Raw genomic sequence first — 16,521 nt, forward strand, 5'->3', positions numbered from 1 at the left:
GCAAATGATGACCACCCCGAACGAAAAAGTCGTTGAAGCGCTGCGGGCCTCCCTCAAGGAAACCGAGCGGCTGCGCCGCCGGAACCAGGAGCTCACCGACGCCTCCCGCGAACCCGTCGCGATCGTCGGCATGAGCTGCCGCTTCCCCGGCGGAGTCGGCTCGCCCGAGGACCTGTGGAAGCTCGTCGAGAACGGCGGCGACGCCATCTCGGGCTTCCCCGCCGACCGCGGCTGGGACGTCGAGTCGCTGTACGACCCCGACCCCGACCACCCCGGCACCACCTACGCCCGCCACGGCGGATTCCTCTACGAGGCCCCCCAGTTCGACCCGGCCTTCTTCGGGATCTCCCCGCGCGAGGCCCTCGCCATGGACCCGCAGCAGCGGCTCCTGCTGGAGACCACCTGGGAGGTCTTCGAGCGGGCCGGCATCGACCCGGCGACCCTGCGCGGCAGCCGGGCCGGCGTCTTCGTCGGCGCATCCGCCAACGCGTACGGCGCCGGCTCGGGCGACCTGCCCGACGGGGTGGAGGGACACCTCCTCACCGGCACCGCCTCCAGCGTCGTCTCCGGCCGCCTCGCCTACGTGTTCGGGCTGGAGGGCCCCGCCGCCACCGTCGACACGGCCTGCTCGTCCTCCTCCGTCGCCCTGCACATGGCCGTCCAGGCACTCCGCCAGGGCGAATGCTCCCTGGCCCTGGCCGCCGGCGTCACCGTCCTCGCCGGCCTGGACGTCTTCGTCGAGTTCAGCCGCCAGCGCGGCCTGTCGCCCGACGGCCGCTGCAAGTCCTTCGCCGAGGCCGCCGACGGCACCGGCTGGTCCGAGGGCGTCGGCGTGCTCCTCGTGGAGCGCCTGTCCGACGCCCGCCGCAACGGCCACCGGATCCTGGCCCTCGTCCGCGGCTCCGCCGTCAACCAGGACGGCGCGAGCAACGGCCTCACCGCCCCCAACGGGCCCGCCCAGCAGCGCGTCATCCGCCAGGCCCTCGAAAGCGCCCGCCTCACCCCCGCCGACATCGACGTCGTCGAGGCCCACGGCACCGGCACCACCCTCGGCGATCCCATCGAGGCGCAGGCCCTGCTCGCCACCTACGGCCAGGACCGCCCGGCGGACCGACCGCTCTGGCTGGGCTCCCTGAAGTCGAACATCGGGCACACCCAGAACACCGCAGGCATCGCCGGCATCATCAAGATGGTCATGGCGATGCGGCACGGGGTCCTGCCGAAGACCCTGCACGTGGACGCGCCGACCTCGCACGTCGACTGGGAGGCCGGCGCGGTCAGCCTGCTCACCGAGCAGCGGCCGTGGCCCCGGTCCGGGCGCCCGTACCGGGCCGGCGTCTCCGCCTTCGGCGTCAGCGGCACCAACGTCCACACCATCATCGAGCAGGCGCCGGAGGCCGACCGCGCCCCGGAGCAGCAGCCCGGGGACACCGCACCGCAGCCGCCGCAGATCGTGCCGTGGCTGCTCTCGGCGAAGGGCCGGGACGCCCTGCGCGAGCAGGCGGCACGGCTGCTCGCGTACGCCCGGGAGCACGACGGGACCGCCCCGCTCGACATCGCGTCGTCGCTGGCGGCGGGCCGGGCACAGTTCGAGGACCGGGCCGCGGTCGTGGCCGCGGACCGCGAGGGCCTGCTGGCCGGACTGGCGGCGCTGGCGGAGGGCGGCTCCGCAGCGAGCGCCGTGACGGGCTCGCCGGCCGGCGGGAAGGTCGCCTTCCTGTTCACCGGGCAGGGCAGCCAGCGGCTCGGCATGGGCCGCGAGCTGTACGAGGCGTTCCCCGTGTTCGCCCAGGCCCTCGACGCCGTCTGCGAACGGCTGGAACTCCCGCTGAAGGAGGCCCTGTTCGGGTCGGACGCGGAGCTGCTGGACCGGACCGGGTACACCCAGCCCGCCCTGTTCGCGATCGAGGTGGCGCTGTTCCGCCTCGTCGAGTCGTGGGGCCTGAAGCCGGACTTCGTGGCCGGTCACTCGATCGGTGAGATCGCGGCGGCGCACGTCGCCGGGGTGCTGTCCCTGGAAGACGCCTGCACCCTGGTCGCCGCCCGCGGCCGGCTGATGCAGGCGCTCCCGGCCGGCGGTGTGATGATCGCCGTCCAGGCGTCGGAGGACGAGGTCCTGCCGCTGCTGACCGAGGGCGTGGGCGTCGCCGCCGTCAACGGCCCGCAGTCGGTGGTCGTCGCGGGAGACGAGGACGCCGCCGTCGCCCTCGCGGCCGGCTTCGAGGCCCAGGGCCGCAAGACCAGGAAGCTGACCGTCAGCCACGCCTTCCACTCGCCGCACATGGACGGCATGCTGGACGACTTCCGCCAGGTGGTGGCCGGGCTGACCTTTGAGGCCCCCCGCCTCCCGGTCGTGTCCTGCCTGACCGGCGCACTCGTCACGGACGAGATGGGCACGGCGGACTTCTGGGTGCGGCACGTCCGCGAGGCCGTCCGCTTCCTCGACGGCATCCGCGCCCTCGAAGCCGCCGGCGTGAAGGCGTACCTCGAACTCGGGCCCGACGGGGTGCTGTCCGCCCTCGCGCCGGAGTGCGTCACCGAGGACGCGGTCTTCGTACCCGTCCTCCGCAAGGGCCGCGACGAGGCCGAGACCCTCGTCACCGCCCTCGCCCGGGCCCATGCCCACGGCGTCCGCGTCGACTGGCAGGCCTTCTTCGCCGGCACCGGCGCCCGCCGGGTCGACGACCTGCCCACCTACGCCTTCCAGCGGCAGCGGTACTGGATCGAGCCCGGTAGCCGGATCGGCGACCTCACCGCCGCCGGCCTGGCCGCGGCCGCGCACCCGCTGCTCGGTGCGACGGTCGCCCTCGCCGACTCCGACGGCTTCGCCTTCACCAGCCTGCTGTCCGCCGCCACCCACCCCTGGCTGGCCGACCACCAGGTGATGGGCAGCATCCTGCTCCCCGGCACGGCCTTCGTCGACCTGGCGGTCTGGGCCGGTGACCAGGTCGGCTGCGACACCCTCGAGGAACTGACCCTCGAGGCACCGTTCGTCCTGCCCGAACGCGGCGGCGTACAGCTCCAGATCAACGTGAGCGCACCCGACGCCGACGGCTCCGGCCGGCGCTCCTTCAGCCTGTCCTCCCGCCCGCAGGACAGCGCCGCAGACGAGCCGTGGACCCGGCACGCCGGAGGTGTCCTCGCCCGCGCCGCCGTCCCCGCCCGGTCGGTGTTCGCGGCCGGCCAATGGCCCCCGGCCGACGCCGAACCCCTCGCCACGGACGGCCTGTACGCCGACCTGGCCGAGGTCGGCATGGGCTACGGCCCGACCTTCCGCGGCCTCACCGCAGCCTGGCGGCACGGCGACGGCGTCTACGCCGAGGTCGCCCTGCCCGAGGAAACCGCCGCCGCGGCCCGCGACTTCGGCCTCCACCCGGCGCTGCTGGACGCGGCACTGCACACCCTCGGCCTCGGCGTCCTGGGCGGCACCGAGGGCGAGGGCCGGCTCCCGTTCGCGTGGAGCGGCGTGACCCTCCACGCGAGCGGCGCCGACGCCCTGCGCGTCCACCTCGCCCCGACCGGCGCCGGCGACGGCGTCCGCCTGGAGATCGCGGACGTGACGGGCGCACCCGTCGCGACCGTCGACTCGCTCGTCCTGCGGGCCGTTTCGGCCGAGCAGGTCCGGGCGGCGCGCACCGCGCACCACGAGGCGGTGTTCCGCACGGAGTGGACGGCCCTGCCCGCCGCCACCGCGCCCACCCCCGACGCCGACACCCACGGGGACGGCGACGGGGACGGGGATGCGTACGGGCGCGGTCGTTGGGCGGTCCTGGGGGCCGAGGTTCCCACCACCCTGCTCGGCACGGACGCCGCCCACGACGCCGACGGCGTCGCCGTCTACGCGGACCCGGCCGAACTGGCCGCCGCGGTCGACGCCGGAGCACCCGTCCCGGACGTCGTGTTCGCCGTCTACGCACCGGCCGGCGCCGCCGCGCCGGAACTGTCCGCCGAGGCCGTGCACCGGGCCACGCACCACGCCCTCGCCCTCGCCCGGACCTGGCTGGGGGAGGAGCCGTTCACCGGCGACCGCCTCGCCGCCACCCGCCTCGTCGTCCTCACCTCGGGCGCGGTCGCGACCGGTGTCGGCACCACCGGAGCCGACACCGTCACCGACCCCGTCCACGCGGCCGTACGCGGCCTGCTGCGCTCCGCACAGGCCGAGCACCCCGACCGGCTGCTGCTGCTCGACACCGACGGCACCGAGGACTCCGTACGCGCCCTGCCCGCCGCCCTCGCCGCAGCCCGGGCCGCCGGCGAGCCGGAACTCGCCCTGCGCTCCGGCACCGCCCTCGCACCCCGCCTCGCCCGCGTGGCCCGGCGATCCGACGAGGCGGAGCAGGAGCAGCAGGAGCGGCAGGCCCCGTCCGGTGTTCGGTACGCGCCGGACTCGACCGTGCTGATCACCGGCGCCGGCGGCCTCCTCGGCGGGCTGATCGCCGGCCGCCTCGTCGCCGAGCACGGCGTACGGCACCTGCTGCTCGTCGGCCGCCGCGGCGGCTCCACCCCCGAGGCCCGGCACCTCACCGACGAACTCACCGCCGCGGGCGCCTCGGTGACCTGGGCCGCCTGCGACGTCGCCGACCGCGACGAGCTGGCCGCCGTACTGGCGGCCGTACCCGCCGAGCACCCGCTCGGTGCGGTCGTCCACACCGCCGGCGTCCTGGACGACGGCGTGATCACCTCCCTCACCCCCGAGCGCCTGTCGGCCGTCCTGCGCCCCAAGGTCGACGCGGCCGTCCACCTGCACGAGCTGACCCGCGACCTCGACCTCTCCGCCTTCCTCCTCTTCTCCTCCATCGGCGGCGTCTTCGGCGGCGCCGGCCAGGGCAACTACGCGGCCGCCAACGTCTTCCTCGACGCCCTCGCCCGGCACCGCCGGTCCCTCGGGCTCCCCGCCACCTCCCTCGCCTGGGCCCTGTGGGCCGACGGCTCGGGCATGGCCGGCAGCCTCACCGAAGCCGACGTCAGCCGCATGACCCGCGGTGGACTGCCCCCGCTCACCTCGGCCGAGGGCCTCGACCTGTTCGACCTCGCGCACCACCTCGACGAGCCCGTGCCCGTCCTGATGCGCGTCGACCCCGCCGGGCTGCACCCCCAGGCCCAGGCCGGCACCCTGTCCCCGCTGCTCCGCGGACTCGTCCGGGTACCCGCCCGCCGGTCCGCGGGCGCCGCGGCCGCCGCCGCGGGCGCGGCCGGTCTGCAGCAGCGCCTGGCCGGCCTCACCGCCGCCGAGCAGGAGCGCACGCTCCTCGACCTCGTCCGCAAGCAGGTCGCCGCGGCCCTCGGCCACCCGAACGCGGCCGCCGTCGAGCCGGGCCGCTCCTTCAAGGAGCTGGGCTTCGACTCGCTCACCGCCGTCGAACTGCGCAACCTGCTCGGCGAGGCCACCGGCCGCCGCCTGCCCGCCACCCTCGTCTTCGACTACCCGACGGCCACCGCCCTCGCCCAGTACCTCCGCGAGGAGCTCCTCGGCGACCTCGCCGACGACACCGCCGACGCCGGCACCGCACCGGGCGCGGCCGGCGCCGGCCGCCTCCCGGCCCGCCGACGGGCCGCCTCCGCGGCACGCGCCGCCCACGACGCCGCCGACGACCCGATCGCCATCGTCGCGATGAACTGCCGCTTCCCCGGCGGCATCACCTCCCCCGAGGACCTGTGGCGGATGCTCGCCGAGGGCCGCGACGGCATCACCGCCTTCCCCGCCGACCGCGGCTGGGACCTGGACACCCTCTACAGCGACGACCCCGACCGCGAAGGCACCAGCTACGTCCGCGAGGGCGGCTTCCTGCACGAGGCCGCCGACTTCGATGCCGCCTTCTTCGGGATCTCCCCGCGCGAGGCCCTCGCCATGGACCCGCAGCAGCGCCTGCTGCTGGAGACCACCTGGGAGACCTTCGAACGCGCGGGCATCGACCCGACCGGCCTGCGGGGCAGCCGCACCGGCGTGTTCGTCGGCTCCAACGCCCAGGACTACCTCCAGCTCTGGCTCGACGACGCCAACGCCGCCGACCTCGAAGGCCACCTCGGCACCGGCAACGCGGCCAGCGTCGTCTCCGGCCGCATCTCCTACACCTTCGGCCTGGAGGGCCCGGCCGTCACCATCGACACGGCCTGCTCCTCGTCACTCGTCACCCTGCACCTCGCCGCCCAGGCCCTGCGCCGCGGCGAATGCACGATGGCCCTCGCCGGCGCCGTGACCGTCATGTCCACGCCCGGCGCGTTCACCGAGTTCAGCCGCCAGCGCGGCCTGGCCGGCGACGGCCGCATCAAGGCGTTCGCCGCCGCCGCCGACGGCACGATCTGGTCCGAAGGCGTCGGCCTGCTCCTCCTGGAGCGGCTCTCCGACGCCCGCCGCAACGGCCACCCGGTCCTCGCCGTGGTCCGCGGCACCGCCGTCAACCAGGACGGCGCCTCCAACGGGCTCACCGCCCCCAACGGCCCCTCGCAGCAGCGCGTCATCCGCGAGGCCCTCGCCGACGCCGGCCTGTCGGCCGCCGAGGTCGACGCCGTCGAGGCGCACGGCACGGGCACCCGGCTCGGCGACCCGATCGAGGCGCAGGCCCTGCTCGCCACGTACGGGCAGGACCGGCCGGAAGACCGTCCGCTGTTCCTGGGCTCGGTGAAGTCCAACATCGGGCACACCCAGGCCGTCGCCGGCGCCGCCGGCATCATCAAGATGGTCATGGCCATGCGGCACGGGCTGCTCCCGCAGACCCTCCACATCGACGAGCCGACCCCCTACGTCGACTGGTCCGCCGGCGACATCGAGCTGCTGACCGAGCAGCGGCCGTGGCCCGAGACCGGACGCCCGCGCCGCGCCGGCATATCCTCCTTCGGATACAGCGGCACCAACGCCCACGCCGTCCTCGAACAGGCACCGCAGGCGGGCGAGACGGCGTCGCCCACGGAGCCCGCCACGCCAGCCGGGGCCGGGCTGTCGGTCCTCCCGGTCCCGCCGGTCCTCCCGGTCCTGCCGTGGACGGTCTCCGGTCGCACGGCAGCCGCCCTGCGCGCCCAGGCGGCGCGCCTGCTCCCGGCCGCGGCCGACGTGCTGGCGGCTTCCGGAGCCCGGGGCGCGCTCGACCTCGGCCACTCCCTGGCCGTGCACCGGGCCGCCCTGGAGCACCGCGCGGTGGTGTTCGGCGAGCCGTCGGACGGCGAGGCACTCGTCGCCCGCCTGGACGCCCTCGCGACCGGCGAGCAGCTTCCGGGACTGGTACAGGGCTCGGTGTCGGGCGGCGGGCTGGCCTTCCTGTTCACCGGGCAGGGCAGCCAGCGGCTCGGCATGGGCCGCGAGCTGTACGACGCCTTCGCCGTGTTCGCCCGGGCCCTCGACGCCGTCTGCGAGAAGCTGGCACTTCCGCTGAAGGACGTGCTGTTCGGGACGGACGCGGGCCTGCTGGACCGGACGGAATGGACGCAGCCGGCGCTGTTCGCCGTCGAGGTGGCGCTGTTCCGCCTCGTCGAATCGTGGGGTGTGCGACCGGACTTCGTGGCCGGCCACTCGATCGGCGAGATCGCCGCCGCGCACGTCGCGGGCGTCCTGTCCCTGGACGACGCCTGCACGCTGGTCGCGGCCCGCGGCCGGCTGATGCAGGCACTTCCGGCCGGCGGCGCCATGATCGCGGTGCAGGCCTCGGAGGACGAGGTCCTGCCGCTGCTCACCGACGGGGTGGGCATCGCCGCGGTCAACGGCCCGCAGTCGGTGGTCATCGCCGGTGACGAGGACGCCGTGGTCGCGATCGCAGAGTCGTTCGCGGGTCGCAAGACCAAGCGGCTGACGGTCAGCCACGCGTTCCACTCGCCGCACATGGACGGCATGCTGGACGACTTCCGCGAGGTGGTGGCGGGGCTGGCGGTGGCGGCCCCCACCATCCCGGTCGTGTCGTGCCTGACCGGTGCCGTCGTCACCGAGGAGATGGCCTCGCCCGACTTCTGGGTGCGGCACGTCCGCGAGGCCGTCCGCTTCCTCGACGGCATCCGCGCCCTGGAAGCCGCCGGCGCGACCACCTTCATCGAGCTCGGGCCGGACGGCGTGCTCTCCGCACTCGCCCAGGAATGCCTGACGGGCACGGCCGACATCGCCTTCGTCCCCGTACTGCGTGCCGGCCGCCCGGAGGCGGAGACGGCGGTCGCCGCCGTCGCCCGGGCCTACGTGCGGGGCGTGGAGGTGGACTGGTCCGCGTTCTTCGCCGGTACCGGCGCACAGCGCGTCGGGCTGCCGACGTACGCCTTCCAGCGGCAGCGCTACTGGCCGGAGAAATCACTGTCGGCAGGCAGCACGGTGCCCGCCGCGGCACCCGGCGCCGTGGACGCCCGCTTCTGGGAGGCGGTGGAGCACGGGGACCTCGCGTCGCTGGCCGCCGAGCTGGAGGTGGCCGCCGATGCGCCGTTCAGCGAGCTCGTCCCCGCCCTGTCCGCATGGCGGCGACAGGGCCAGGAGCAGTCCGAGGTGGACGGCTGGCGCTACCGGGTGTCGTGGAAGCCGCTGACGGATGTCGCGGTCGCCGCGCGACTGTCCGGTGTCTGGCTGGTCGTGGCTCCTGCTGCCGGTGTCGACGGCACCGCGGCCGTGGTGGACGCTCTGGCCGCGCGTGGTGCCGAGGTCCGTCAGCTGGTGGTCGAGGCCGGTGCCGATCGTGGCGTGGTGGCCGGGCTGCTGTCGGGGGCCGGTGCCCCGGTGGCCGGTGTGGTGTCGCTGCTCGCGCTGGACGAGGCCGCGGGTGTCGTGGCCACGGCCGTGTTGGTGCAGGCGCTCGGTGATGCGGGGGTGGAGGCGCCGTTGTGGTGCCTGACCCGCGGTGCGGTGAGTGTGGGTCGTTCGGACCGGCTCGTCTCTGCGGTTCAGGCGCAGGTGTGGGGTCTGGGCCGGGTGGCTGCCCTTGAGCTGCCCGAGCGTTGGGGCGGTGTGGTGGACCTGCCGGAGGTGTGGGACGAGCGGGTGATGGGTCGGCTGGTCGGTGTACTGGCCGGCGGTGTCGCCGGTGAGGACCAGGTCGCGGTCCGCTCCTCGGGTGTCTTCGGACGCCGCCTGGTCCGGGCGGCCCGCCCGGAGGGCCTTGCGCCCTGGATCCCGTCCGGGACGGTGCTGGTGACCGGTGGTACGGGCGCTCTGGGTGGGCGGGTGGCCCGCTGGTTGGCCGGTGCGGGCGTGGAGCGGTTGGTGCTGACCAGCCGTCGGGGCGTCGATGCGCCGGGCGCCGCCGAACTGGCCGACGAGCTGGCGGAACTCGGTGTCGACGTGTCGGTCGTGGCGTGCGACGCCGCCGACCGGGACGCCCTCCGCACGCTGCTGGCGGCCGAGGCGGAGACCCTGACGGCCGTCGTCCACACCGCCGGAATCCTGGACGACGGCATCCTGGACGCGCTGACGCCGGACCGCTTCGAGAACGTCCTGCGGGCGAAGGCGACCTCCGCGCTCCACCTCCATGAGCTGACCGTCGAACTCGGCATCGAGCTGTCGGCGTTCGTGCTGTTCTCCTCCATGAGCGGCACCATCGGCGCCGCCGGACAGGCCAACTACGCCGCCGCCAACGCACACCTCGACGCCCTCGCCGAGCAGCGCCGGGCCGCCGGACTCGCGGCGACCTCCCTCGCCTGGGGCCCGTGGGCCGAGGGCGGCATGGCCGCCGACGAGGCCCTCGAAGCGCGGATGCGTCGGGGCGGCGTACCGCCCATGAACGCCGACCTCGCCCTCACTGCGCTCCGCCAGGCCGTCGGCTCCGACGACGCCGCCCTCACGATCGCCGACTTCGACTGGGCGACGTTCGCGCCCGGCTTCACGGCGGTACGCGCCGGGCGGCTGCTCGCCGACCTCCCCGAGGCCGAGGCCGCCACCGTCGGTGCACAGCCCGCGGGCGACCACACCGGCCGCTCGGGCGGGTCGCTCGCCGCGCACCTCGGGACCCTGACCGAGGGCGACCGGGAGCCGTTCCTGCTCGACCTCGTCCGCACTCAGGTCGCCGATGTCCTCGGCCACACGGGCGCCGAGGACATCGAGTCCGGGCGGGCCTTCCGCGAGATCGGCTTCGACTCGCTCACCGCCGTCGAACTCCGCAACCGGCTCGGCGCGGCCAGCGGACTGCGGCTGCCGGCCACGCTCGTCTACGACTACCCGACCCCGGCCGCCCTCGCCGCCCACCTGCTCTCCGAACTCCTCGGCACGCAGGACGAGGTGACCGGCCCGGTGGCCGCGGCCACCGCCGACGACCCGATCGCGATCGTCGCCATGAGCTGCCGCTTCCCCGGCGGGGTGCGCACACCCGAGGACCTCTGGCAGCTGCTGGCGTCCGGCACCGACGCGATCTCGGACCTCCCCCTGGACCGCGGCTGGGACCTCGACGCCCTGTACGACGCCGATCCCGGCGCACAGGGCACCTCGTACACCCGGCAGGGCGGCTTCCTCTACGACGCCGCCGACTTCGACGCCGACTTCTTCGGCATCTCGCCCCGCGAGGCCCTCGCCATGGACCCGCAGCAGCGGCTCCTGCTGGAAACCTCCTGGGAGGCGTTCGAACGGGCCGGCATCGACCCCGAGACCCTGCGCGGCAGTCAGGCCGGCGTGTTCGTCGGCACCAACGGCCAGGACTACCTGTCCGTGCTCCTGGAGGACCCGTCAGGCCTCGAAGGCCACCTGGGCACCGGAAACGCGGCCAGCGTCGTCTCCGGCCGCCTGTCGTACGTGTTCGGCCTCGAGGGCCCGGCCGTCACCGTCGACACCGCCTGCTCCTCGTCGCTGGTCGCCCTGCACTGGGCGATCCAGGCGCTCCGCAACGGCGAATGCGACCTGGCGCTCGCCGGCGGCGTCACCGTGATGTCGACGCCCGGCACGTTCATCGAGTTCAGCCGGCAGCGTGGGTTGGCCGCCGACGGCCGCATCAAGGCCTTCGCGGCGGCCGCGGACGGCACCGGCTGGGGCGAGGGCGTCGGCATGCTGCTCGTCGAGCGACTGTCGGACGCGCAGCGCAACGGCCACCCCGTGCTGGCCGTCGTCCGCGGCTCGGCCGTCAACCAGGACGGTGCGAGCAACGGCCTGACGGCGCCCAACGGCCCGTCGCAGCAGCGGGTGATCCGCGCCGCGCTCGCCAGCGCGGGCCTGACGGCCGCCGACGTGGACGCCGTCGAGGCCCACGGCACGGGCACGACCCTGGGCGACCCGATCGAGGCGCAGGCGCTGCTCGCCACCTACGGCCGGGACCGCCTGGACGGCGAGCCGCTCTTCCTGGGCTCGGTGAAGTCGAACATCGGGCACACGCAGGCCGCCGCCGGTGTCGCGGGCATCATCAAGATGGTGCTGGCCATGCAGCACGGCGTGCTGCCCCAGAGCCTCCACATCGACCAGCCCTCGCACCGGGTGGACTGGGAGGCGGGCGCGATCGAGCTGCTCACCGAGCGCCGGGAGTGGCCGGAGACCGGCCGTCCGCGCCGGGCCGGCATCTCCTCGTTCGGTTTCAGCGGCACCAACGCACACACGATCATCGAGCAGGCCGCCCAGCCGGTGCGGACGGCAGCCGAGGCGGAGGCGACCCCCCTGCCGCTGCCCCTGCTGCTCTCCGCGAAGAGCGAGGCGGCACTCCGGGCCCAGGCCGACGGCCTGCGCGCACGGCTGCTCGCCGACCCCGCACTCCGCGCGACCGACGTCGGCGTGACCCTCGCGACCGGCCGCTCGACGTTCGAAGAGCGCGCGGCCGTGGTCGCCGCCGACCGTGCGGGCCTGCTCGCAGGCCTCACCGCGCTGGCGGCGGGCGACTCGGCGGCCGGACTGGTCACGGGATCGCCGGCCGGCGGCAAGGTCGCCTTCCTGTTCACGGGACAGGGCAGCCAGCGGCTCGGCATGGGCCGCGAGCTGTACGACGCCTTCCCCGTGTTCGCGGACGCGCTGGACGAGGTCTGCACCTGGTTCGACCTCGACGTGCCGTTGAAGGACGTCCTGTTCGGAACGGACGCGGCTGCGCTGGACCGAACCGCTGTGCTGGACCGGACGGAATACACCCAGCCGGCCCTGTTCGCCGTGGAGGTGGCGCTGTTCCGGCTCGTGGAGAGCTGGGGCCTGAAGCCGGACTTCCTGTCCGGCCACTCCATCGGCGAGATCGCAGCGGCGCACGTCGCCGGGGTCCTCTCGCTGCCGGACGCGTGCGCGTTGGTCGCGGCCCGCGGCCGGCTGATGCAGGCCCTCCCGGCCGGCGGTGCGATGATCGCGGTGCAGGCCTCGGAGGACGAGGTCCTGCCGATGCTGACCGGGACCGACCGGGTGGACATCGCTGCGGTCAACGGACCGCAGTCCGTCGTCATCGCCGGTGACGAGGACGTGGCGGTCGCCGTCGCGGAGGCCTTCGCGGCCGAGGGTCGGAAGACCAAGCGGCTGACCGTCAGCCACGCGTTCCACTCGCCGCACATGGACGGCATGCTGGACGACTTCCGCCAGGTCGTCGAGGGGCTGTCCTTCGACGCGCCGCGCATCCCGGTCGTGTCGAACCTGACCGGCGCCCTCGTCACCGACGAGATGGCCTCCGCCGACTTCTGGGTCCGGCACGTCCGGGAAGCCGTCCGCTTCCTCGACGGCATCCGCGCCCTGGAAGCCGCCGGCGTGACCACGTACGTCGAGCTCGGGCCGGACGGCGTGCTGTCCGCCCTCGGCCAGGCATGCGTCCGCGAGACCGGAGCCGCGTTCGTGCCCGCCGTACGCAAGGGCCGTCCGGAGGTCGAGACGGTGATGGCCGCCCTGGCCCGGAGCCATGTCCGGGGGACCTCCGTCGACTGGCAGGCCGTCCACGGGGCCGGTGCCGTACGGGTGGACCTGCCGACGTACGCCTTCCAGCGCCGCCGGTACTGGCCGGAGACCGCACTGGTGCAGCGGCGCACGGCCGCGGGCGGCGGCGGGTCGGATGCGGACGGCTGGCGCTACCGGGTGTCGTGGAAGCCGCTGGCGGATGTCACCGCCGGTGGTGCACGGCTCTCGGGGACGTGGCTTCTGGTGACGCCCGCTGCGGACGTGGACGACACCGCTGTGGTGGGTGCGCTGGCCGGGCGTGGTGCCGAGGTCCGGCGGGTCGTGGTCGAGGCGGGTACGGACCGTGCTGCGCTGGCCGGGCTGGTGTCGGGGGTCGGTGCCCCGGTGGCCGGTGTGGTGTCGCTGCTCGCGCTGGACGAGGCCGCGGGTGTGGTGGCCACGGCCGTGTTGGTGCAGGCGCTCGGTGATGCGGGGGTGGAGGCGCCGTTGTGGTGCCTGACCCGCGGTGCGGTGAGTGTGGGTCGTTCGGACCGGCTCGTCTCCGCGGTTCAGGCGCAGGTGTGGGGTCTGGGCCGGGTGGCCGCCCTTGAGCTGCCCGAGCGTTGGGGCGGTGTGGTGGACCTGCCGGAGGTGTGGGACGAGCGGGCGATGGGCCGGCTGGTCGGTGTACTGGCCGGCGGTGTCGCCGGTGAGGACCAGGTCGCGGTCCGCTCCTCGGGTGTCTTCGGACGCCGCCTGGTCCGGGCGGCCCGCCCGGAGGGCCTTGCGCCCTGGATCCCGTCCGGGACGGTGCTGGTGACCGGTGGCACGGGTGCCCTGGGTGGGCGGGTGGCCCGCTGGTTGGCCGGTGCGGGCGTGGAGCGGTTGGTGCTGACCAGCCGTCGGGGCGTCGATGCGCCGGGCGCCGCCGAACTGGCCGACGAGCTGGCGGAACTCGGTGTCGACGTGTCGGTCGTGGCGTGCGACGCCGCCGACCGGGACGCCCTCCGCACGCTGCTGGCGGCCGAGGCGGAGACCCTGACGGCCGTCGTCCACACGGCCGGAATCCTGGACGACGGCGTCCTGGACGCGCTGACGCCGGACCGCTTCGAGAGCGTCCTGCGGGCGAAGGCGACGTCCGCGAACCACCTCCACGAGCTGACCGTCGAACTCGGCATCGAGCTGACGGCGTTCGTGCTGTTCTCCTCCGTCACCGGGACGTGGGGAACCGCCGGACAGGCCAACTACGCGGCCGCCAACGCCTACCTGGACGCGCTCGCCGAGCAGCGCCGGGCCGCCGGACTCGCGGCGACCTCCCTCGCCTGGGGTCCGTGGGCCGAGGGCGGCATGGCCGCCGACGAGGCTCTCGAAGCGCGGATGCGCAAGGGCGGCGTACCGCCCATGAACGCCGAACGGGCCGTCGACGCCCTCCAGCGCGCCCTCGACGCGAACGACACCGTCGTCGCCGTCGCAGACGTGGACTGGGAGCGCTTCGCCGCCGGCTTCACGGCGGTGCGCCCCAGCCGCCTCCTCACCGAACTGCCAGAGGCCCGGGGTGCCTTCGCCGCCACTCGGGGCGGCAGCGAAGGCCCGGGCGACACGCCCGCGGGTGGCGGCCGGGACTCCCTCGCGCAGCGGCTGGCGGGCCTCGCCGCCGCCGAACGTGACCGGCTGCTCCTCGACCTCGTACGCAAGGAGGTCGCCGCGGTCCTCGGCCATGCCGGCGCGGAGAGCATCGCCGCGGCACGGGCGTTCAAGGAGCTCGGCTTCGACTCGCTGACCGCCGTCGAGCTGCGCAACCGGCTCGGTGCGGCCAGCGGGCTCCGCCTCCCGGCGACACTGATCTACGACTACCCGACCTCCGCCGACCTGGCGGACCACCTGCGCGGAGAACTCCTCGGTACCGAGGACGAGCCGGCCGCCCACACCCCGGCGGCCCGGGCCGCCGACGACGATCCGATCGCGATCGTCGCGATGAGCTGCCGCTTCCCCGGCGGGGTGCGTACTCCCGAGGAGCTCTGGCAGCTGCTGGCCGCCGGCGGCGACGCCATCGGCGAGTTCCCGGCCGACCGCGGCTGGGACGCCGAGGAACTGTTCGGGCCCCGGTTCGGTCAGGACGCCTCGTACGCCCGCGAAGGCGGGTTCCTCTACGACGTCGCGGAGTTCGACCCGGCGTTCTTCGGGATCTCGCCGCGCGAGGCCCTCGCCATGGACCCGCAGCAGCGGCTCCTGCTGGAGACCTCGTGGGAGGCGTTCGAGCGGGCCGGCATCGACCCCTCGTCCGTGCGGGGCAGCCAGACCGGTGTGTTCGTCGGCACCAACGGCCAGGACTACCTGTCGCTCGTGCTGAACTCCGCCGACGGCGGCGACGGCTTCATGAGCACCGGCAACTCCGCCAGTGTCGTCTCCGGCCGCCTCTCCTACGTCTTCGGGCTCGAAGGCCCGGCCGTCACCGTCGACACCGCCTGCTCGGCGTCCCTCGTGGCGCTGCACCTCGCGGTGCAGGCGCTCCGCAACGGCGAGTGCTCGATCGCACTGGCCGGCGGTGTGACCGTGATGTCGACTCCGGGTGCCTTCGTCGAGTTCAGCCGGCAGGGCGGACTCGCCGCGGACGGCCGGATCAAGGCGTTCGCGGCCGGCGCGGACGGCACCGGTTGGGGTGAGGGCGTCGGGATGCTGCTCGTGGAGCGGTTGTCGGACGCCCGCCGCAACGGGCATCCGGTGCTCGCGGTCGTGCGTGGCTCGGCGGTGAACCAGGATGGTGCGAGCAACGGTCTGACGGCTCCGAACGGTCCGTCGCAGCAGCGGGTGATCCGTGCCGCGCTCGCCAGCGCGGGCCTGTCGGCCGCGGAGGTCGACGTGGTCGAGGCGCACGGCACGGGTACCCGGCTCGGTGACCCGATCGAGGCGCAGGCGCTCCTGGCCACCTACGGCCGGGAGCGGACCGAGGGGCAGCCGCTGCTCCTCGGCTCGATCAAGTCGAACATCGGGCACACGCAGGCCGCGGCCGGCGTGGCGGGTGTCATCAAGATGGTCATGGCGATGCGCCACGGGGTGCTGCCGCAGACCCTGCACGTCGACGAGCCCACCCCGCACGTCGACTGGACCGCCGGCGACGTCGAGCTCCTCACCGAGCGGCGGGCCTGGCCCGAGACCGGGCGTCCGCGCCGGGCCGGCGTGTCCTCGTTCGGTGTGAGCGGTACGAACGCCCACACCATCCTGGAGCAGGCACCGGCGGCCGCGGCGCCCGAGCCGGCCGAGCCCGAGAGCCCCGGCACATGGCCGTGGATCCTGTCGGGCCGGACGGAGACGGCCCTGCGCGACCAGGCCGCCCGGCTCCTCGCACACATCGGCGGGCACGGCGGGCACGGCGAGCTGCGGCCGGTGGACATCGGCCACTCGCTCGCGGCCGGCCGAGCGGTCCTCGACCACCGCGCCGTGATCGTCGCGGGAGCGGGGGAGGAGTACCGCGAGGCGCTGACCGCGCTGGCGGCGGGCGACTCCGGCGCCCGGCTCCACCAGGGCGTTGCGCGGACGGAACGGCAGGTGGCCTTCCTGTTCACCGGCCAGGGCAGCCAGCGCCCCGGCATGGGCCGGGAGCTGTACGACACCCACCCGGTGTTCGCGGACGCCCTGGACGCGATCTGCGCCCGCATGGACGTCCACCTCGAACTGCCGCTGAAGGAGGTGCTGTTCGGCGACGACGCGGCCGTGCTGGACCGTACGGAGTACACGCAGCCGGCGTTGTTCGCCGTCGAGGTGGCGCTGTTCCGGCTGCTGGAGTCCTGGGGCGTGAGGCCGGACTTCCTGTC

1 protein-coding gene is annotated in these 16,521 nt (G+C 74.8%); it reads left to right on the forward strand.

Going from position 1 to position 16,521, the window contains the following annotated elements:
• Positions 1-4 precede the first annotated feature (4 nt).
• On the forward strand, positions 5-16,521 hold a 16,517-nt coding region (locus ACFVGY_RS31290), incomplete at its 3' end, for a type I polyketide synthase (RefSeq protein ID WP_385683745.1).

Origin of the sequence: Streptomyces sp. NPDC127106 (genome assembly GCF_042677605.1) — a bacterium.
Lineage (GTDB): Bacteria > Actinomycetota > Actinomycetes > Streptomycetales > Streptomycetaceae > Streptomyces.